This is a genomic window from Flexivirga lutea (assembly GCF_054778955.1).
Genome location: NZ_BAAGZB010000007.1, coordinates 14,882 through 35,525 on the forward strand (window position 1 = coordinate 14,882; position 20,644 = coordinate 35,525).

Consider the following 20,644-nt stretch of genomic DNA (forward strand, 5'->3'; position numbering starts at 1 on the left):
GGTCGGCACCGCCGAGGCCTGGAGCGCCTTCGACGGATCGGAGCCGCCGCCTCCCGGCGTTCCGCACGCGGTCATGACGAGCCCTGCCGCCGCGAATGCGGCGACTGCTCCAACTGTGGTGAAACGCATAGGGTTTCGCTCCTTGATGTGTGCGAGCGTGTGGCTCACGCCCTGAACGAGAAAGAGTTCAGCGGTGGTGCGGGGGCACCGAGGTGGACTGCCGAACCACCAGCTGGACCGGCAGGTCTTCCACCGAAGTGGGCCGATCCGTGGGGTTGATCAGATCGACCAGGTTGTTGACCGCGGCCCGACCGACCCGCTTCAACGGAGAGCGCACGGTCGTCAGGCCGGGCGAGACCAGGGTCGCGACGTTGACGTCGTCGATGCCCATGACCGAGAGTTCCTCGGGCACCCGCACACCCCTGGTGCTCAGCCGCGCGAGTATGCCGAGCCCCACCAGGTCGTTGTATGCCAGCGCCGCGGTGGCGCCCGAGGCCAGCACCACATCGGCGGCCGACTGGCCACCGTCGAAGTTCGGCGCATAGGAGCCGACCTTGTCGACCTCGAGATCGTCGAAGGCCGGCGCGATCCGCTCGATGGCCGCCCAGCGTTTCTGGTTGGACCAGGACTTCTCCGGACCTCCGACGTAGGCCACCTTGCGGTGGCCGAGCGCGTGCAGATGCTCCAGCGCCAGGCGGATGATCTCCTCGTCGTCGACGATGACGGAGGTCAGTCCTTCCCACTCACGGTTGATCAGGACCATCATCGTCTGGCCGGCGACGGCCGCGATGTCGGAGGCCGACATACGCGGCGAACACAGGATGAGACCGTCCACCTGCTTGGACAGCTGATGCACCAACTCCAGCTCGGTCCTCGTGTCCTCGTCGGAGTCGGCGATGAACACCGAGTATCCGGCCGCGAGCGCGCGACTCTGCACGCTTTTGGTGATCGAGGCGAAGTAGGGGTTCTCCAGGTCGGGGACCAGCAGCCCGATGTTGTGGGTCGTTCCGGTGATCAGTCCTCGTGCGGCGAGGTTGGGCCGGTAGCCCAGCTGACGGGCGGCCTCGACCACGCGATCGCGGGTGTCGGCCGCTACGGCGGTGTTGCCGGACAGCGCCCGGGACACCGTCGACGCGGACACGCCGGCGGCTTTGGCCACGTCGTGAACGGTGATGGATGTCGCCACCGGCCACCTCCTTGATGTGCGGTGCAGCACAGACTGCAATCGTGCCCACGATCACGTCAATGTCCGTTATCAAACCGTTACCTTCCGAGTTCTGTGCCTCCTGCAAGTCGCGTGCTGGATACGGATTTTGTTGAAGACACTGCAAATAACTCTTGATCAATCCCCGGCCCGCGTGCATAGTGATCTCTGCAATCGGTTGCAAACCATTTCATCGAGAGAGTGCAATGACTGAGCGCTGGCAGCTTGATCCGGACCGGGCCCTCCCCGCCGACCCGACCACTCGCGGGCTGGCCCGCACGATCTACCGGCACGCCGCGGCATGCCCCCTGGTGTCGATGCACGGGCACGTCGACGTCGAGCTGTTCGCCGACGACACACCGTTCGGCGACCCGGCCGAACTGCTCATCACCCCGGATCACTACCTCGTGCGCATGCTGGTGTCGCAGGGCTACCGGCACACCGAACTCGGCGTCGAGTATCGCGGCACCGCGCATCCGCAGGGCGCCACCGGGGCCGAGGCAGGCGCCGGGGACGTCGAGCGTGACCCACGCGCCATCTGGCGCCGCTTCTGCGAGAACTGGCACCTCTTCCGCGGGACGCCGACGCGCTACTGGCTCGAACACGAACTGGTCGAGATCTTCGAGCTGCCCGCACCGCCCTCGGCTGCCGACGCAGACGATCTCTACGACCACCTCATCGCGACGCTGCAGCGCGTCGATTTCCGGCCGCTGGCTCTGCTGGACCGGATGAACGTCCAGATCCTCGCCACCACGGACTCGGCCCTGTCCGATCTGTCGGCACATGCCGCGCTCGCCCAGCGGCTGGGGCCGGACCGGATCGTTCCGACGTTCCGCCCCGATTCACTGGTGCACGTGGGTCACCGGGCGTGGCCCGCCGAGATCGCCCGGCTCGCTGACGTCTCGCACATCGACACCGGCGACTACCGCGGCTACCTCGCTGCGCTGCGCGACCGGCGCCGCGCCTTCATCGCAGCCGGCGCCCGCGCCACCGACCACGGTCATCTCACCGCCGACACGACGCCACTCCCGGCCGCCGAGGCCGAGCGGATCTATCGCGCGGCGCTGCGCGGCGACGTACGTCCGGCGGATGCCGACGCGTTCGCGGCCCACATGCTCTTCCAGATGGCGCAGATGTCCGCCGAGGACGGCCTGGTGATGCAGCTGCACCCGGGCGTGCTGCGCAACCACAACAGTGAGATCTACCGGCTCCACGGCCCCGATCAGGGTTTCGACGTGCCCGTCCGGGTGGAGTTCACCCGCAGCCTGCAGCCGCTGCTGGAGCGGTTCGGCCTGAGCCGCGACTTCCGGTGCATCCTGTTCACCACCGACGAGACCGTCTACTCCCGCGAGCTGGCACCGCTGGCCGGTGCCTATCCCTCCATCCGGCTCGGAGCGCCCTGGTGGTTCCTGGACAGCCCCGAGCAGATGCGCCGTTTCCGGGAGTCGGCCGTGGAGACCGCCGGCTTCTACAACACCAGCGGATTCGTCGATGACACAAGGGCTTTCGCATCGATCCCGGCACGTCACGACCTCGCCCGGCGCATCGACGCGGGCTACCTCGCCAAGCTGGTCGCCGAAGGCCGGCTGGCGATGGACGAAGCCCTGGACACGATGATCGATCTGGCTCACCGACTCGCGCTGGCGGCATACGCCCGCCGCCTCGACTGATCCGCGCAGCGGGCAGGAAGGAGAATCATGGCAATCGCGTCAGCAGAGGTGCTGGTGACCAGCCCCGGCCGCAATTTCGTCACCCTGCGCATCACCACCGGTGACGGCGTCACCGGGCTCGGCGACGCCACGCTCAACGGCCGCGAGCTCGCGGCCGCGGCATACCTGCGCGAGCATGTCGTCCCGTTGCTCATCGGTCGCGACGAAGCGCAGATCGAGGACATCTGGCAGTACCTCTACCGCGGCGCCTACTGGCGACGCGGTCCGGTGACGATGGCGGCCGTCGCCGCCGTCGACATGGCGCTGTGGGACATCAAGGCCAAGACCGCCGGTATGCCGCTGTACCAACTGCTCGGCGGACGCTCGCGGCTCGGCTGCCTGGCCTACGGACATGCCTCCGGCAGCACCACGGACGCGCTGTTCACCTCCATCCGCAACCACCTGGAGCAGGGCTACCGCGCGATCCGGGTGCAGACCGGCGTGCCGGGGCTCGGCCAGGTCTACGGCGTCGCGTCGGACCAGAAGCCTGGCCAGCGCTATGACTACGAACCCGCCAAGCGGCAGCCGCTGCCGGCGGAGGAGTCCTGGGACACCCGCGCCTACCTGCGTCACGTGCCGACGGTCTTCGAAGCGGTGCGCAGCGAGTTCGGCCCCGAACTGCCGCTGCTGCACGACGGGCACCACCGGATGTCGCCGAACGAGGCGGCGATCCTGGGCAAGAGCCTGGAACCCTACGACCTGTTCTGGCTGGAGGACTGCACACCGGGCGAGAACCAGGAGGTGCTGCGGCGGGTGCGGTCCCAGACCACCACTCCGCTGGCCATCGGCGAGGTCTTCAACTCCGTCTTCGACTACCAGACGCTGATCACCGAGCAGCTCATCGACTACGTGCGATCCGCGGTCACGCACACCGGCGGCATCACCGCGCTGAAGAAGCTGATGGACTTCGCGGCGATCTATGGCATCCGGTCCGGTTTCCACGGCCCCACCGACATCTCCCCGGTGGGGCAGGCCGCCCATTTGCATCTCGGCGTCGCATTGCACAACTTCGGCATCCAGGAGTACATGAAGCACTCGCAGGACACGCTGCGGGTCTTCCGCACGAGCTACACCTTTCGCGACGGCCTGCTCGATCCGGGCGAAGCACCGGGACTGGGTGTCGAGTACGACGACCAGGCAGCGGCGTCCTTCGACTACGAACCGGCCTACCTGCCGGTCAATCGGCGAGCCGACGGCACGGTGCACGACTGGTGACGGAGGATCCGATGGCCCGACTGCTGGTGCTTGCCGCCGGTGACGACGTCGCGCTGGCGACCCGCACGTTGTCGGCGGGCGAGGAAGTGGTCGCCGGCGGGCACACTGTGCTCGTCCGCTCCACCGTCCCCCCGGGGCACAAGCTCGCGATCACTGCGCGCGCGGCCGGCGACCCCGTCCGCAAGTACGGTGCGACGATCGGCCGGGCGTCGACCGCGATCTCCCCCGGCGACCACGTCCACGTCCACAACCTCTCGATCACCGAGGCCGACGAACCGCACGAGTTCGGCACTGATCGGCACGTGCCGCCGCTGCCGCCCGGGCCACGGCCGGCCTTCCAGGGCTACCGCCGCGCCGATGGCCGGGTGGGCACCCGCAACTACATCGGTGTGCTGGCCTCGGTGAACTGCTCGGCCAGCACGGCACGGATGATCGCCGACCAGTTCCGCGGGCCGGTGCTCGATGCGTATCCCGACGTGGACGGCGTCGTGGCGCTCACCCATCGCAGTGGCTGCGGGCTGGTCAGCGACAGCGAGGGCGCCCGCATCCTGGTGCGCACCCTGCGCGGGTATGCCGCACACCCCAACATCGCCGGGTTGCTGGTGGTCGGCCTGGGCTGCGAGATGCTGCAATCGGCGAGCATCGTGGAATCGGGGAACATCCCCGCATCCACCGTGATCCGGCAACTGGTCATCCAGGACGAAGGAGGCATCCGCCGCACCGTGCGGGCCGGCGTGGATGCGATCACCGACATGCTCGAACCGATCAATGCGCTGCGCCGCACACCCTGCGATGTCTCCGAACTCGTGCTCGGCCTGAACTGCGGCGGTTCCGACGGATATTCGGGCATCACCGCGAATCCCGCGCTCGGCGTCGCCTCCGACCGGCTGGTGTCGTACGGCGGGACCTCGATCCTGGCGGAGACACCCGAGGTGCACGGCGCGGAGTGCCTGCTGACCCGTCGTGCGGTCTCGGAGGCGGTTGGTCGCAAGCTGCTCGCCCGGCTCGACTGGTGGCGCGCATACACCGCCGCGGGCGGAGGCAGCATGGACAACAACCCGTCGCCGGGCAACAAGGCGGGCGGGCTGACCACCATCCTGGAGAAGTCTCTCGGCGCGGTCGCCAAGAGCGGTCACGCCGAACTCACCGACGTCCTGGAGTATGCCGAGGCGCCGCACGGGCCCGGTCTGGTCTTCATGGACACGCCCGGCTACGACCCGGTGTCGGTCACCGGCATCGTTGCCGGCGGCGCCACGGTGGTGTGCTTCACGACCGGCCGCGGCTCGGTCTTCGGCTGCAAACCGGTCCCCAGCATCAAGCTCGCGACCAGCACCGAACTCTACGAGCGCATGCCGGAGGACATCGACATCAACTGCGGCACGATCGTCGACGGCACCCAGACGCTCGCCGACGTGGGCGACACGATCTTCCGTCAGATCGTCGACGTGGCGTCCGGTCGCCGGACGGTCAGTGAGGAGCTCGACCTCGGCCAGGAGGAATTCGTCCCCTGGCAGCTCGGCGCGGTGACCTGACGCGCATCGGTGCACCACGAATGTGCTGGTTCCGCGCCGAATCTCCGCCGGTCACGACGAGGTGCAATTAGTCGGCTCCGGCCACGTGGCTTCCGCACAATGGCCGACAGGATTCCCACCCCGGGATCCGGAAGATCTCCGACGGGCGCGATCCAGGGCAACCACCCGAGGGAGCGGAGCGGCCTGCCACGTCAGCAGGTCGGATCGGAGGATCCATGCGTCATCTGCGCTCGATCGTCGTCGGCTGCGCGGCAGCCGGTCTCACGGTCGCCACGCCGGGCATCGCCTCGGCGCACCCGAAACCGTCGCCGCCGAGGACCCTGTCGACCTCGGTGGGCGCACCGTTCAACCTGGAGGTCGACGGCCGGCGGGTCCTGATCGCCGACGGTGGGCCCGGCTACGTCGGGCAGCTGCAACGGAACGGCTCCGTCACGCCGGTCGTCGGCGACGTACCCGGCGCGGCCGGGGTCGCGACCCGCGGCCACTGGCTGGCCTACACCTCCACGGTCACCCAGGAGGAGACGTTCGAGAACACCGCGTCGGGGCTGCATGTCCGCCGGCCCGGCGGCCAGACCGTCTACGCCGACACCACGGCATACGAGGCCGCCCACAACCCGGACGGCGCGACCGAGTACGGCCCGCGCAGCACCGATCCGTGCGTGATCGACGTCGTCGGTCCGCGCTACAGCGGCATGCTGGACTCCCACGCCTACTCGGTCGCCAGCTACCGGAACGGCTGGCTGGTCGCCGACGCCGGTGCCAACGACCTGCTCTCGGTGAGCGACAACGGCGCGATCAGCACCGTGGCGACATTCCCGGCGCAGCCCGCGACCGTCACCCAGGAGGCGGCCGATGCGATGGGTATGCCGTCGTGCATGGTCGGCGTGACCTACGACTTCGAGCCCGTGCCGACCGATGTCGAGGTCGGTCCGGGCGGCACCATCTACGTCACCACCCTGCCCGGCGGCCCGGAAGGACCGGAGCTGGGTGCGCGCGGTTCGCTGTGGAAGGTCAACCCCAGCACCCACTCGGTCACCAGGATCGCGACCGGCTTCGCAGGGGCGACCAACCTGGCGATCGGCAAGCACGGCGACATCTACGTCGCCGAACTCTTCGGCGGCAAGATCTCCGTCGTGAACCGGCACGGAGTGTCGACCTTGGTGAATCTGCCCGGCGTGGTCTCGGTCGAGACCGCAGCGAACGGCACGGTGTATGCCGGCACGATGGGGATGGATCAGTCCACTCCCGGCAGCATCGTGGAGATCGCGAACGGCAGGATCCACGCTCGACACCACGTCCACTGAGCGGGTAGGTCGGTGGGCGGCCGATTCCCTGGACTCCGCCCGCCGGCCTACCTTTCGTCCCGGATGCAGCCACCCAGCTGTGCCGGATCCGTCGTGGTGCCCCCGACGGGACTCGAACCCGCACTCCAGCGATTTTAAGTCGCCCGCCTCTGCCAATTGGGCTACGAGGGCGAGAGTCAGGGTACGCGGGACAGTCCCGCTGACCTGGCCGCGGTGCCGCGAGCATCGCCGAGCAGCATCAGAAGTCGACGTTTTGTCCCACCCCAGTCGTAAATACAGCCGACGCTGTGCGACCATCGAACTGTGGACCGCCGTGACCTCACCCGCGCGGACCCGCAGCCGGGTCCGGTTCTCGGGGACAGCCGCGCCCGGGTGTTCTCGGCGTTGCAGCGGCGCGCCGAGGGCACGTCGGTGACCGACGTAGCGCGGCAGGTCGGACTGCACCCGAACACAGCGCGTTTCCACCTCGACGGTCTCGTCGAGCAAGGTTTGGCCGTGCGCGAGACGGAGCGCCGCGACGCGCCCGGCCGGCCGCGGACGCTGTATCGCGCCAGTACCGACAGCCACCGTGGCGGCCGCCGCAGCTACCGCCTGCTCGCCGAGATCCTCACCAGTTGGCTGGCGACGCAGTCCCCCCACGCCGGCGAGGCAGCGCAAGCTGCCGGGTCCGCGTGGGGCCGGTTTCTCACCGACCGCCCTGCGCCGTTCCGTCGGGTCGACACCGCGTCCGCCATACGGCAACTCACCGAGATCCTCGATGACATCGGTTTCGCCCCGGAGCCCGTCGCGGCCGCCGGCGAACAGCGGATCTTGTTGCACCACTGTCCGTTTCGCGAGGTGGCCGAGCAGCATCCCGAGGTGGCTTGTGCCGTGCACCTGGGACTCATGCGCGGCGTGCTGTCCGAGCTGAGCGCTCCTGCCGAGGCTGTTGCGCTGGACGCGTTCGTCGAGCCCAACCTGTGCGTGACTCGCCTGACCGACCGCCGATCGGAAGACGGCTGAGTTCGGCTGCATCGTCGGCGTCTGCCGGGTCGTCGCCCCCGGGCTGATCGCTCAGTTCCGCGAACCTGATCGCCCGCCGCGCTCGGCCCCGCTTCAACGCGCGCCGTTCCTCCGCGGTCAACCCACCCCAGATGCCGGCGTCTTCACCGCCCGCCAGCGCTGCCGCCAGACACTGCGCGGCGACGGGGCAATGACGACAGATCTCCTTCGCCCGCTCGATCTGCTGCAGCGCAGGGCCGCTGGTCCCGACGGGGAAGAACAGCTCGGGGTTCTCGCCTCGACATGCCGCCTGCTCTCGCCAGTTGTCCGCCATGGCACCTCCTGCGCGGTCCGATCCGTCCATGGGCGACCATCCCTGCCCATGTCACTGATGCGGTGCGAGGGCGCGATACAGATGCAACCAATCGCCGCCGACCTGCGACACCCATGACAACGCGGGTGTCCCGTCGAGCTCCGGGTAGCGTCGCGCGTCGCTCAGCACCGGATCGGTGTCGACGGCCAAGCGGAGGATTTCCCTGCCCAACCGGCGCACGGCATCCTGTCCGGACAACGTGGCACCGTCGACCAGCAGAACGGGCAACTGCGGCGCACCCATCTGCTGCCACTCGTTGCGCCATGCGCGCACCCGGCGATACGCACGCGAACTGATCGGATCGCGGTGCGGTCCGACGGCGTAACCGAACCGCCGCACCGGGTCGCAGTCCGCACCCGAGCGCAACATCGGCCCCGCCAACGGGCTACGCAGCACCGTGGGATTCCCGATGTCTGCACCGTCCGTCCAATAAAGATCGAACAGCAGCCGCCGCACCTCGGCATCCACCGGCGTGCCATGAGCCTGCGCGTACGCCGACACCGCCGCCTGCGTCTTGGGAACGAGCGCCGAAGGATGCCAGGGCAACCACTCGCCGGGCAACAGGAGTCGCTGCAGCGCCTGCATCCGGTACCGCAATCGCTCCTGCTCACCGGGGGTGGCGATGCCGGTGACCGGCCGGCCCGGGCAGCACTCGACGGCCCGCCAGTCCACCGTGACCGTTTCGGGTTGCGCTGGTCCGCAGCTCTGCGTCAGCGCATCGACGCGGCGGTTGGCCAGGTAGCACTCCGGCTCAGTGAAGTCCGCATAAACGACCAGGTCCACCGCGATCCTCCGATCGGGAGTCGTGTGGCGCGATACCACTCTTTTTAACGAGTATAATAGTTTTTATTAACGACGTGAAGGCTTCACCGCGAAGCGCAGCGGCGCGGGGGGGGTTTCGGTCAGGCGAGGCCGAGGGCGATGCCGTCGAGGATGTCGTGCTCGCTGGCCAGCACCGTGCGGATGCCGGCGGCGCCCGCGACCCGGGCGACGATCGCGCGCCAGATCAATGCCCCGGAGCCGATGACGTCCACGCGGCCGGGGTGCATGTAGCCCAACGCCGCGCGCTGGGCACGCGTGGCGTGAAGCAGCGCATCGCAGGACGCCTCGATCCGATCCACCGGCAGGCGTGCGCCGTGGATGCGCTCGGCGTCGTACCTCGGGAGACCGAGGGCATGCGCCGTGATCGTGGTGACCGACCCGGCCAGTCCGATCAGTGTCCCGGTCCGATCCAGCGGCACGACCGTCGCGGCCTCGTCGATCGCCGCGTGGATGTCGGTCAGCGCTGCCTCGATCTCCGCCTCTGTCGGGGGGTCACTGTGCAGGTGTCGTTCGGTGAGCCGGACACAACCGATGTTCGTCGAGAGCGCGGCGTCCACCTTGCGGCTGCCGAGCACGAACTCCGTGGAGCCGCCGCCCAGGTCCACCACGAGGTATGGCGCGGGCGCCGACGCATCCGCCGCGCTGGTCGCGCCGCGGAAGCTGAGGTGTGCCTCCTCGTCACCGGTCACGACCTCCGGTTCGATGCCGAACCGGCTGAAGGCAGCAGCGATCCCGCGAGTGAACTCGGCCGCGTTGCGCGCGTCCCGGGATGCCGACGTCGCCACGAAACGTATCCGCTCCACACCGGACGCGATGCACGCGGCGGCATACCGGCGCGCCACCCGCAGCGTGCGCTCCATCGCCTCGGGCGCGATGCGACCGGTGACGTCGACGCCCTGCCCCAGCCGGACGATCTCCATGGTGCGGACCACGTCGGTCAGCGTGCTGCCGTCGGTATCAGCGATGAGCAGCCGGATGGAGTTGGTGCCGCAGTCGACGGCGGCGACGCGGGTCACGCCTGCCCCGAGACGGGTTCGCAGCAACCGCCCTCCCACCAGGCGGGCAGCGCCGCCAGTGCTTCGTCGCCGAGCGGATTGACACCGGGCCCGACCGCCATGGCATGGGCGACCAGCACGTGCAGGCACTTCACCCGGTCGGGCATGCCGCCGGCGGAGATGCCGTCGATCTCCGGTACCTCACCCAGCTCCGCCCGGCGCCGGAGGTAGTCCTCGTGCGCTCCGCGGTAGGCGGCGGCCAGCTCGGGTTCGGTCGCGAGCCGCTCGGTCATCTCGCGCATCATTCCCTGCGACTCGAGCGTGCCGATCGCGGCGGTCAGCCGCGGGCACGTCGCGTAGAAGCTGGTCGGGAACGGCGTGCCGTCCGGTAGCCGCGGCAGGGTGCGCACCACGGCAGGGCAGCCGCACGGGCAGCGGGCGGCGATCTCGACGACGCCTCGCGGCAGCCGGCCGAGTTGGCGCTGGACGACGCCGAGATCAGCGGGGTCGACGGAAGGTGAAGGGTGCTGGGTCATCAATCTGTGATCGTTCGGCGTAGGGGTCAGTGATCGCCGGACGCTACGACGGACTGCCAGAGCGTGCCGTACCAGGTCTGCCGCGCCTGCGCCTGCTTCGCGGCGGCTTCCTCGGACTTCTGGTCGGTGACGTAGACGGTCAGCGTCTTGCCCGGCTTGGCGAAGCCGAGCCGCTGCCCGGCCTGCGCGGCGACATACTTGGGATCACTCCACTTGCGCTTGGTCTCCTGCAGCGAGGCGACATTCGCCTGCTGGGCGGCCACCTGGGCCTGCAGGCGGGACACGTGCTGACGCTCGGAGATGTACGAGCGCACGGTGGGCGCGATCACCACGGCCAGGAAGACGATCAGGGCTCCGAGTACGGCCAGGCGACGCATCGACCGTGGCGAACGCGGCGTGCGGACGGCCCGGCCGGTCGGTGAGCTGCCCCGCCCGCCGGTCTGGGCCGGCTTGGCCGACGCGGTGCGCACCGTCGTGGTGCGCCCGGCGCCGGACCGTCGGCGGGCGGCCGAAGGCCCCGAGGGGCGTGATGTCGCGCGGGACCGGCCGGGTGCGGTCTTGCGCGAATCGCGTGTCACAAGTCGGCCTTTCGTTGCGTGCGTGTCGTCGGGGCGGGAGATCGGCTCAGGCCGTGAAGCGTGGGAACGCCCCGGCGCCGGCGTAGACCGCAGCGTCGTCCAGCTCCTCCTCGATGCGCAGCAGCTGGTTGTACTTGGCGACGCGGTCGGAGCGTGCCGGGGCGCCGGTTTTGATCTGACCGCAGTTGGTGGCGACCGCGAGGTCGGCGATGGTGGTGTCCTCGGTCTCCCCGGAGCGGTGGCTCATCATGCACCGGAAACCGTTGCTCTGGGCGAGCGACACGGCGTCGAGGGTCTCGGTGAGCGTGCCGATCTGGTTGACCTTGACCAGCAGCGCGTTGGCCGTGCCGGACTGGATGCCCCGAGCCAGCCGCGTCGGGTTGGTCACGAACAGGTCGTCGCCGACGATCTGCACCTTCTCACCCAGCTCGTCGGTGAGGGTCTTCCAACCCTCCCAGTCCTCCTCGTGCAGCGGGTCCTCGATCGAGACCAGCGGGTAGGACGCGACCAGCTCTGCGTAGTAGGCGGTCATCTCGGCGGCCGACTTCCGGGCGCCCTCGAAGGTGTAGCTGCCGCCCTCGGAGAACTCGCTGGCGGCCACGTCGAGCGCGAGCGCGATGTCCTTGCCGGGGGTGTAACCGGCAGCCTTGATCGCGTCGAGGATCAGGTCGAGTGCGGCCCGGTTGGACTCCAGGTCGGGCGCGAAACCGCCCTCGTCGCCGAGACCGGTCGACAGACCGCGCTCCTTCAGGACACCCTTGAGGGAGTGGTAGACCTCCGCGCCCCAGCGCAGCGCCTCCCGGAACGAGCCGGCGCCGATCGGCGCGATCATGAACTCCTGGATGTCGACGTTGGAGTCGGCGTGCGCGCCGCCATTGAGGATGTTCATCATCGGCACCGGCAGCAGGTGCGCGTTGGGTCCGCCGACGTAACGGAACAACGGCAGGTCCGCGGACTCCGCTGCCGCCTGCGCCACCGCGAGGCTGACCCCGAGGATCGCGTTGGCCCCGATACGGCCCTTGTTGTCGGTGCCGTCGATGCCGATCATCTCCTGGTCGACCAACCGCTGCTCGCTGGCGTCATACCCGAGCACATGCGGGGCGATCTCCTCGGCGACCGCATCGACGGCGTCCTGCACGCCCTTGCCCAGGTAGCGCTTCTTGTCGCCGTCCCGCCGCTCGACGGCCTCGAACTGGCCGGTGCTGGCACCGGAGGGGACCGCGGCCCGGCCGACCGTGCCGTCGTCGAGGGCGACCTCGACCTCGACGGTCGGGTTGCCTCGGGAGTCGAGGATCTCGCGGGCGAGCAGGGCGTCAATCGTGGCCACTTGGTGAGTCTCCTGGCGCATCGTCGGTGAGTCCGGCAGGCACGATGCCCGCGTCGCTTTCTGCGCCCAGACTATCGCTGAAGACGGCCGGATCCGGGAGGACCCGCTCACACCGGGCCAACCGTCCCGACGGCCGGACGATCGCAGGTTCAGGCGACGGCCGCGACCGCGCCGATGTCGGCGATCTCGGTCGCGTCCGCGTTGCCGCCGGTGCATACGACGGCGCAGCGCTGCGGGCGGTCGGTGTGCTGCAGCAGGCCGGCGAGTGCCGCGGCGCCGGCGCCCTCGGCCAGCGTGTGCGCGGCGGTGCTGAACAACCGCATCGCCGCCATGATCTGCGCGTCGTCCACCAGCAGGAAGTCGTCGAGCCTCCCGTGCATCACCGACAGCGGCAGCTGCGAGCCGCGGGAGGTCGCCACGCCGCTGAAACGGGTGCCGCACTCGGCCTGCTCCACGCGGCCACTGCGCCAGGAGTTGTATGCCGCGGGCGCGGCCGCGCTCTGCACGCCGATGATCCGGCAGCCGGGGACCAGCTGGTCGCGGACCACGCACGCCCCGGCCGCGCCGGAACCGCTGCCGACCGGCACGTAGACGGCCTCCAGGTCGGGGTGCCGGCGCAGCAGCTCCAGATAGATCGTGGCGTGCCCGTGCACGATGGCCGGGTCGTCGCCCGGACTGACGAATCGCATGCCCCGCTCGGTCGCGAGCTGCACTGCGTGGTCGCACGACTCGCCCATCGTCGCGCCGTACCGGATGACCTCCGCGCCGAGCAGCCGCGTCGCGTGCGCTTTCTCCTCAGGCGCCGTCACCGGCATCACCACGATGGTGGGTGCCTTGGCGAGCCGGCCGGCATACGCCAGGCTCTGCGCGTGGTTGCCGGTCGACGCGCTGATCAGGCCGGCGCGACGCTCGTCCTCGGTCAGGTCCGCGGCGAGGGACACCCCACCTCGTACCTTGAAAGCGCCTGTCGGCTGGACGTTCTCGTGCTTGACGACGACCTCGGCACCGACTGCCTCATTGAGCGCTGGGTAGGTCCAGGACGGCGTCGGCGGCAGCTCGGCCGCGATCGCGTCGGCTGCGTGCAGGACTCCGGCGAAGGTCAGTGCGCTCATGCCGATCAGTGTGAGCGGTCCGCGTCCCATCGGTCCAATAGATGTTTTCTCGGAATGAGAACGACAACATCGATACATTGTCTGCATGCTCGATCTGCGTCGACTGCAGGCACTGGTCGCCGTCGCCCGCACCGGATCGGTGTCCGGGGCGGCCGAGGAGTTGCACTACGGCCAGCCGACCATCTCCCACCACCTGCGCCGGCTCGAGGCCGAGACCCACACGGTGCTGGTGCAGCGGGTCGGCCGCGGCATCCGGCTGACCGCGGAGGGCCAGGCGCTGGCACACCGCGCCGAGGAGATCCTCGCGCTCGGCAGGCGTGCCGAGGAGGAGCTGCAGCTGGCCGCCGGGCTGCGAGCCGGCCGTGTCCGGCTCGCGGCCTTCCCGTCCGCAGCCGCCACTCTGGTGCCGCCCGCGCTCACCTCGCTGCGCACCTCCGCGCCCGGCGTGGCCATCGAGCTCGTCGAGGCGGAACCGCCCGATGCCATCGAACTGCTGCGGGCCGGCCGGGTGGACCTGGCGATCACCTTCACGTATGACGACAGCGACGCCGAGCTGCTCAGCGCCGACACCGTGCTGACCGACCATCTCTACCTCGTCGAACCGGCCGGCGCACGGCGCCGGACCGCCGGGCGCGCGCTGCGCGCGCATCGTCATACGCCGTGGGTGGCAGGCTGCGAGCGGTGCCGGGCGCAACTGGTCCAGTTGTGCGCGGCCGGTGGGTACGAGCCCGAGATCAGCTTCGCGACCGACGACTACCTGGCCGTGCAGGCGCTCGTGGCCCAGGGCGCGCTGGTCAGCATCCTGCCCGGCCTCACGCTCGCCGTACACCGGCATCCCGGCGTGCGCGCCACCCGGCTGCCCGCCACCCGGCAGGTGCAGGTCGTCACCTACGGCGCACCGCCGCGCCCCCGGGCGGTCGACGCCGTGGCCGATGCCATCGTGGCCGCGGCCCGCGAGGTCGTGACACCGGACTGAGCGACGGAGACCGGATTGCGCTACCGCACGACCGCCGTCAGCAGTTCACCGCCCCGACACCGCGCATCGCCACGACGAGCGGCGTGGTGCCCGCCTCGGCCTCGATACCGTCAGCGGCGCCACCGCGGTCCGCGCTGCTGCGGTGGGCACTGACCTTGAACTTGCCGATCCGAGAGATCCGCAGCTCGACCCCGACGATCTTGTCGAGCTGTTCGGCGAGGTAGTCGGTGGGCGCCTGACCCATGTGCCACGCGTCATCGCGCCCCCGCTCCATCGCGCCGGTGAGCTTGGCGACCACGCCACGGGTCCAGCGCGGGTCGTCGTGTACGACGAGCTCGCCGTACACGTGCGCCACGAGGTAGTTCCAGGTCGGCACGACCCGGTGGTGCTCCTGCTTGGACGGATACCAGGTGGGCGACACGTAATGATCGGACCCGTTGAACACCACCAGCGTCTCCCCCTCGTGGTGGCCCTCGCGCCATACGTCGTTGGCCCGCGCGACGTGCCCGACCAGCCGGTCGTCGCCGCTCCCGCTCTCCAGCAGAAGCGGAATGTGGTTGGCGCTCAACGTGTTGCCGTCACTGGTCACGACCGTGGCAAGCGGCACGTCGGCGATCAGTCCGGCGATCTCGGCGGCGGACGTCGCTGCGTCGTGGGCGGGCAGATAGACCATGCGGTCATCGTGGCACTTCGGAGCCGTCGGCGCCGGGTCAGGGCGTCGGTCAGGGCGATGAGGGCCGCGCGACGCGGCGCAGTACGTCGCGCAGGGCGGCGTCGGCCGACGTCCCGGCAGCACCCGCCTCCGCCACCAGGGCGAGCAGCCGGCCACCGAGGTCCACCCTGTCGTCATACGCCAGTTGTATGCCGCGCCGGTCCGCGCGGGTCAGGACCTTCTCGGCCGTGAGCAACGGGGACAAGGACACCGGTATGCCGGCCAGCAGGTCGTCCTGGTCGCGGTCGGCCTTCTCCGCCGCCTTGATGCGCTCCCAGGACTGCTCAACCTCGTCCGGCGTGGTCGCGTCACCGTCGCCGAACACGTGCGGGTGCCGGCGGATGAGCTTGTCCACCAACCCCGCTGCGACCTGATCGATGTCGAAACCGGGGTCCTCGTCAGCGGCGATGCGTGCATGGAAGAGCACTTGCAGCAGCACGTCGCCAAGTTCCTCGGCCACGTGAGCGGTGTCGCCGATCTCGATCGCCTCGACCGTCTCGTGGGCCTCCTCGAGGAGATATTTGGCCAGCGATTCGTGCGTCTGCGCCGCATCCCAGGGGCAGCCGCCCGGCGACCGGAGGCTGTCCATGACCGAGACGGCGTCCAGCAGGCGTGCTCCCGGCAGGTCCCAGGAGCCCACCAGCACCTCGATCTGCGGCGGCGACTCCAGCCGGGTGAGTTCCTCGGCCAGCGCGTCGGTCAGTCCGGGATCGGCATCGGGCGAGCCGATCCACACCACCGAGCCGGCTGCCGCCGCTTCGACCAGCGCGCGAGCGGCCGCGGCGGCCGAGTCGAACGGCATCGCCGTGACCTCGAGACCGGAGGCGGCAACGGCCGACGGCAACGGGTCGTCCACATCCGCGGCGAGCACCCGATCGGCGTTCTCGAGCGCGACCCAGGCGTCCCGGGACATCAGCCCGGCCGGCACGCGGGGGCTGGTGACCAGGACGGTCAGCAACAGGTCGGCGCTCAACCCTGGCCTTGGGCCTGGCCCTGCGGCTGAGCCGCCTGACCCGACGGCGTCGCCTTGATCCACGGATCGGAGTCGGCGACCATGCCCTTGCCCTTCTCCCAGGCGCCGTACCGCGGATTGACCGTGACGTTGCTCTTCTTGGTCAGTGCCTGCAGGCTGGCGTTGTCCAGATCGCCGTTGTTGGCCAGGGTGCTGATCAGCGCATCGACCTCCAGCGCCTTCAACGCGACGTCGGACAGCTCGGCCTTGGGCTTCTGCGCCTGGATCTGGCTGGCCGTGATGGGCGACTGGCCCTTCTGCGCGGCATACTTCTCGACCTGCGGGCCGATCGCCAGCCGGCCGGCCACCACACCGGGATCCACCGGACCACCGACGAATGCGGAGATGTCCTTGGCCGCGGTCTGCAACTGATCGTTGGTCACCGTCTTGCCGTCATACGTCAGCGCGGTGCTGCCGTCGTGCATCACGCCGCTGCTCCCGCATCCTGCGAGCGCGAGGGTGCACAGCATTGCTGCGCCGCCCAGGGCGAATCGACCGCGACGGAAGCTCGGCATGGCAGATGGGCCTTTCTCGGTACGTTGTCGTCGTGGCGTGGAGCGACGCCACGCCTCATGCATCATGCCAGCCCGACCTGGGGCGACGCCGGTCCGGGTCGCGGGTCACGATGCAGCACCGGCGGCCGCCCCGATATCGTCCAGCAGCACCGCCTTGATCAGCTGCGCGGCCCAGCGCAACACCTCGGTGTCGCGCAGCGGCTTGCCGCCGACGGGTGCCGTCTTGGGCTGCGGCACCAGGATCTGATGGATGGCGGGCTTGACCATCGTGCCCTTGTAGAGCCGCTCCAGCCGTAGTTGCTGGCTCTCCCGCAGGTCGACCGGCCCGAAACGCACCATCCGGCCCTGCACCGCGATGTCGCCGATGCCGGCCCGGCGCGCGATGACCCTCAGTCGCGCCACCTCGAACAGGTGCTGCACCGGCTCCGGCGGGGCGCCGTAGCGGTCGCGCAGTTCGGCCTCGATCTCTCCCAACCCCGCCTCGTCCTCGACGATGGCCAGCTTCTTGTAGGCCTCCAGCCGCAACCGCTCCCCCGGCACGTAGTCGTGCGGCAGGTGGGCATCGACCGGCAGCTCGATCTTGACCTCCGTGGGCGCCGCGGAGGTGCCGTCGCCCCGGAAGTCGGCGACCGCCTCGCCGACCATGCGGACATAGAGATCGAAGCCGACGCCCGCGATGTGACCGGACTGCTCACCGCCCAGCAGGTTGCCGGCACCGCGGATCTCCAGGTCCTTCATCGCCACCTGCATGCCGGCACCGAGATCGGTGTGGCTGGCGATCGTCTGCAGGCGGTCGTGCGCGGTGTCGGTCAGCGGCTTCTCCGGCGGGAAGAGGAAGTAGGAGTAGGCGCGCTCGCGGCCGCGGCCGACCCGTCCGCGCAACTGGTGCAGCTGGGACAGGCCGAGCTGGTCGGCCCGGTCCACGATCAGGGTGTTGGCGTTGGAGATGTCCAATCCGGTCTCGATGATGGTGGTGCACACCAGCACGTCGAACTCGCGATCCCAGAAGGACGTGACGACGTCCTCCAGTCGATGCTCCGACATCTTCCCGTGCGCCGTCGCCACCCGGGCCTCCGGCACGAGCTCACGCAGCCGGGAGGCGACCTTCTCGATCGTGCCGACCTTGTTGTGGACGAAGAACACCTGCCCCTCGCGCATGAGTTCACGGCGTATGGCGGCGGCGATCTGCTTCTCCTCGTAGCCGCCGACGAAGGTCAGCACCGGATGACGTTCCTCCGGGGGTGTCGCCAGCGTCGACATCTCGCGGATGCCGGTTACCGCCATCTCCAACGTGCGCGGGATCGGGGTTGCGGACATGGCCAGCACGTCGACCGCGGTGCGCATCTGCTTCAGCTGCTCCTTGTGCTCCACACCGAAACGCTGTTCCTCGTCGATGACGGCCAACCCGAGGTCCTTGAACTTCACCTCGTTGCCGAGCAGGCGGTGCGTGCCGATGACCAGATCGACTGCTCCGGAACGCAACCCGTCGAGGACCTCACGCGCCTCGCGGTCGCTCTGGAAGCGGGACAGCGCCTTCACCACCACCGGAAAACCGGCATAGCGCTCGGTGAATGTCTGGTAGTGCTGCTTGACCAGCAACGTCGTCGGCACCAGCACCGCGACCTGCTTGCCGTCCTGGATCGCCTTGAACGCGGCCCGGATGGCGATCTCGGTCTTGCCGTAGCCGACGTCGCCGCAGATGAGGCGGTCCATCGGCACCGACTTCTCCATGTCGGCCTTGACCTCGTCGATGCTGCTGGCCTGGTCCGGGGTCTCGATGTAGGCGAACGCGTCCTCCAGCTCCCGCTGCCACGGGGTGTCCGGCCCGAAGGCGTGACCCTCGGTCGCCATACGGGCGGAGTAGAGCTGGATCAGCTCGGCCGCGATCTGCCGCACGTGCCGGCGGGCCCGCGATTTGGTGGTCTGCCAGTCGGATCCGCCCATCTTGTTCAGGGACGGCGCCTCGCCACCGACGTAGCGAGTGACCTGGTCCAGCTGATCGGTCGGCACGTAGAGCTGGTCGGCCGGCTGTCCCTTCTTAGCCGGTGCGTAGTCGATCACCAGGTATTCACGGGTGGCGCCACCGACGGTGCGCTGCATCATCTTGGCGAACCGTCCGACGCCGTGCTGCTCGTGCACCACGAAGTCGCCCGGGTGCAGCTGCAGCGGGTCGACGACGTTGCGCCGCCGCGACGGCATCTTGCGCATGTCCTTGGTGCTGCCGCCGTGGGTCGAGGAACCGGTGAGGTCGCCTTCGGTGAGGAGGACGAAATCGCTTGAGCCGAGCGTGAATCCGTGGCCCAGAGCACCTGTGGCGAGCTCGACCGAACCCGTCGCCAGGTCCTCGATCCGACGTGACGGCACGTCGTGGTCGCGCAGCACCTCCCCGATGCGGTGCCCCAGCCCGGGGCCCTCGGTGACGATCAGCACCCGGTTGCCCTCGCGGATCCAGTCGCGGATGTCCCCGATCGCCTGCTCGGTGTTGCCGCGGTAGAGCGGGACCTCTGCGGTGCCGAGGGTCACCTGCTCACCGGCCAGGGCGTCGTCCTCCTGGAACTGCGTGAGCTCGTCATCGCTGGCGAAGGACGAGAACGCCCACCAGGCAAGGCCTTCGGACAGTGCGTGGTCGCGCAGCTCCGGCAACGACCAGTAGGACGCGGTTCCGAGCACCGACTGCAGGTCGACCGGCACGGCGTTGCCGGCCGCCGCGTTGGCCCAGCTCGCGTCGAGGAACTCCGCACTGGTCGCGACCAGGTCATGGGCGCGCGTGCGCACGCGTTCGGGGTCCGCGACCAGGACGTGGGTGCCCTGCGGCAGCACGTCCAGCAGCGTCTCCATGCCTCCGGCGGTCCCACCGGCCAGCAGGATCGGCGCGAGCGACTCCATGCCCTCGACCGCGATCCCCTCGGCGACCTTCAGGAGCATGTCTTGCACGCCGGGCAGCTGAGTCGCCAAGGTGGCGGCGCGCGAGCGCACGTCCTCGGTGAGCAGCAGCTCGCGGCACGGCGGCGCCCACAACCCGTGCTCGGCGACCTCCAGGCTGCGCTGGTCGGCAACCTTGAACCACCGGATCTCCTCGACCGTGTCCCCCCAGAACTCCACGCGGACGGGGTGTTCCTCGGTCGGTGGGAAGACGTCGAGAATGCCTCCGCGCACGGCGAATTCGCCGCGCCGCTCGACCAGGTCGGTGCGGGTGTATGCCGCCCCGGCCAACGCCTCGACGACATCCGGCAACAGGGCATCCTGCCCTACCCGCAACGACACCGGCGCCAGGTCGCCCAGCCCCTTCGCGATCGGCTGCATGAGCGCCCGGACGCTGGCGATGACCACGCTGATCTCGCCATACGTCTCGTCGCCGGCATCGGGGTGCGCCAGCCGGCGCAGCACGGCCAGGCGCCGGCCGACGGTGTCGCTGCGCGGGCTGAGGCGTTCGTGCGGCAGCGTCTCCCAGCTGGGGAACTCCACGACGCGTTCGGCGGGCAGGAAGCCGCGCAGACAGGCGGCGAGGTCCTGCGCTTCCCGGCCGGTGGCTGTCACGGCGAGCACGGTGCGTGCCGGACGGCCGGCCGCGCCCTGGGCCACCATCGCCGTCAGCGGGCCGCGAGCGCCCGGCGCACAGGCGATGTCGACGACGTTCGCGGTGCCGACGTGACTCATCAGCCGGGCGACGGCCGCGTCGCGTGCCAGCAGGTCGAGGACGGGTTGCAAGCTCACCGGTGAGCAGCTCCTTCGGGCATCGTG

Annotated in this window: 17 protein-coding genes, 1 tRNA gene and 1 pseudogene; 6 read left to right on the forward strand and 13 right to left on the reverse strand. The window is 69.7% G+C overall.

Translation table 11 applies throughout. The annotated features are described in order from the left end of the window. Positions 1-187: 187 nt before the first annotated feature. Positions 188-1,186 carry a LacI family DNA-binding transcriptional regulator gene (locus tag ACYVBN_RS18060; RefSeq protein WP_460601722.1) on the reverse strand — a complete coding sequence of 333 codons (999 nt, stop codon included), beginning with the start codon at positions 1,184-1,186 and terminating at the stop codon, positions 188-190. Between the two features lie 224 nt (positions 1,187-1,410). Here ACYVBN_RS18060 and uxaC point away from each other — a divergent pair, with 224 nt between their 5' ends. From uxaC to ACYVBN_RS18080, 4 genes are all read left to right on the forward strand, one after another. Next, positions 1,411-2,874: a glucuronate isomerase gene (gene uxaC, locus ACYVBN_RS18065; protein ID WP_460601723.1), complete on the forward strand. Its 1,464-nt coding sequence runs from the start codon at positions 1,411-1,413 to the stop codon at positions 2,872-2,874. Between the two features lie 27 nt (positions 2,875-2,901). Next, positions 2,902-4,128: a D-galactonate dehydratase family protein gene (gene manD / locus ACYVBN_RS18070; protein ID WP_460601724.1), complete on the forward strand. Its 1,227-nt coding sequence runs from the start codon at positions 2,902-2,904 to the stop codon at positions 4,126-4,128. Next, positions 4,125-5,660: a UxaA family hydrolase gene (locus ACYVBN_RS18075; protein WP_460601725.1), complete on the forward strand. Its 1,536-nt coding sequence runs from the start codon at positions 4,125-4,127 to the stop codon at positions 5,658-5,660. The genes manD and ACYVBN_RS18075 overlap by 4 nt, the downstream gene beginning before the upstream one ends. 215 nt (positions 5,661-5,875) lie before the next feature. Next, on the forward strand, positions 5,876-6,964 hold the full coding sequence (locus tag ACYVBN_RS18080; RefSeq protein ID WP_460601726.1) for a ScyD/ScyE family protein: 1,089 nt from the start codon (positions 5,876-5,878) through the stop codon (positions 6,962-6,964). Between the two features lie 94 nt (positions 6,965-7,058). Here ACYVBN_RS18080 and ACYVBN_RS18085 read toward each other — a convergent pair. Further along, positions 7,059-7,135: transfer RNA gene (locus ACYVBN_RS18085), tRNA-Leu, on the reverse strand. 132 nt (positions 7,136-7,267) lie between these two features. Between ACYVBN_RS18085 and ACYVBN_RS18090 the strand changes: the two genes are divergently transcribed. Continuing rightward, positions 7,268-7,966 carry a helix-turn-helix transcriptional regulator gene (locus tag ACYVBN_RS18090; protein ID WP_460601727.1) on the forward strand — a complete coding sequence of 233 codons (699 nt, stop codon included), beginning with the start codon at positions 7,268-7,270 and terminating at the stop codon, positions 7,964-7,966. Positions 7,967-8,036: 70 nt separating this feature from the next. On the opposite strand, the pseudogene ACYVBN_RS18095 reads toward ACYVBN_RS18090, so the two are convergent. From ACYVBN_RS18095 to ACYVBN_RS18125, 7 genes and pseudogenes are all read right to left on the reverse strand, one after another. After that, positions 8,037-8,279: pseudogene (locus ACYVBN_RS18095) on the reverse strand (WhiB family transcriptional regulator); the annotation flags it as partial. Positions 8,280-8,330: 51 nt separating this feature from the next. After that, on the reverse strand, positions 8,331-9,101 hold the full coding sequence (locus tag ACYVBN_RS18100; RefSeq protein ID WP_460601728.1) for a DsbA family oxidoreductase: 771 nt from the start codon (positions 9,099-9,101) through the stop codon (positions 8,331-8,333). 119 nt (positions 9,102-9,220) lie between these two features. Then, positions 9,221-10,183, reverse strand: coding sequence for a Ppx/GppA phosphatase family protein (locus ACYVBN_RS18105; RefSeq protein WP_460601729.1), 963 nt, complete (start codon positions 10,181-10,183; stop codon positions 9,221-9,223). Next, the gene (locus ACYVBN_RS18110) at positions 10,153-10,671 is read right to left on the reverse strand and encodes a DUF501 domain-containing protein (protein WP_460601730.1); all 519 of its coding nucleotides are present in this window, start codon (positions 10,669-10,671) and stop codon (positions 10,153-10,155) included. The genes ACYVBN_RS18105 and ACYVBN_RS18110 overlap by 31 nt, the downstream gene beginning before the upstream one ends. 26 nt (positions 10,672-10,697) lie before the next feature. Further along, positions 10,698-11,249: a septum formation initiator family protein gene (locus ACYVBN_RS18115; RefSeq protein ID WP_460601731.1), complete on the reverse strand. Its 552-nt coding sequence runs from the start codon at positions 11,247-11,249 to the stop codon at positions 10,698-10,700. Positions 11,250-11,295: 46 nt separating this feature from the next. Continuing rightward, complete coding sequence (eno, locus tag ACYVBN_RS18120; RefSeq protein WP_460601732.1) at positions 11,296-12,576, reverse strand: phosphopyruvate hydratase; 1,281 nt, start codon at positions 12,574-12,576, stop codon at positions 11,296-11,298. A 149-nt stretch (positions 12,577-12,725) separates the two neighbouring features. Further along, positions 12,726-13,688, reverse strand: coding sequence for a threonine ammonia-lyase (locus ACYVBN_RS18125; protein ID WP_460601733.1), 963 nt, complete (start codon positions 13,686-13,688; stop codon positions 12,726-12,728). Positions 13,689-13,773: 85 nt separating this feature from the next. On the opposite strand from ACYVBN_RS18125, the gene ACYVBN_RS18130 reads away from it, so the two are divergent. Further along, complete coding sequence (locus tag ACYVBN_RS18130; RefSeq protein WP_460601734.1) at positions 13,774-14,664, forward strand: LysR family transcriptional regulator; 891 nt, start codon at positions 13,774-13,776, stop codon at positions 14,662-14,664. A 37-nt stretch (positions 14,665-14,701) separates the two neighbouring features. On the opposite strand, the gene ACYVBN_RS18135 is transcribed toward ACYVBN_RS18130, so the two are convergent. From ACYVBN_RS18135 to mfd, 4 genes are all read right to left on the reverse strand, one after another. Then, the gene (locus tag ACYVBN_RS18135) at positions 14,702-15,337 is read right to left on the reverse strand and encodes an FMN-binding negative transcriptional regulator (RefSeq protein ID WP_460601735.1); all 636 of its coding nucleotides are present in this window, start codon (positions 15,335-15,337) and stop codon (positions 14,702-14,704) included. Between the two features lie 49 nt (positions 15,338-15,386). After that, a complete protein-coding gene (locus ACYVBN_RS18140; protein WP_460601736.1) occupies positions 15,387-16,349 on the reverse strand; it encodes a MazG family protein in 963 nt (320 codons plus the stop codon). Next, positions 16,346-16,903, reverse strand: a complete 558-nt coding sequence (locus tag ACYVBN_RS18145; protein ID WP_460601737.1) for a YgdI/YgdR family lipoprotein — start codon at positions 16,901-16,903, stop codon at positions 16,346-16,348. The genes ACYVBN_RS18140 and ACYVBN_RS18145 overlap by 4 nt, the downstream gene beginning before the upstream one ends. A 105-nt stretch (positions 16,904-17,008) precedes the next feature. Beyond that, a complete protein-coding gene (gene mfd / locus ACYVBN_RS18150; protein ID WP_460601738.1) occupies positions 17,009-20,617 on the reverse strand; it encodes a transcription-repair coupling factor in 3,609 nt (1,202 codons plus the stop codon). Between the last annotated feature and the right edge of the window lie 27 nt (positions 20,618-20,644).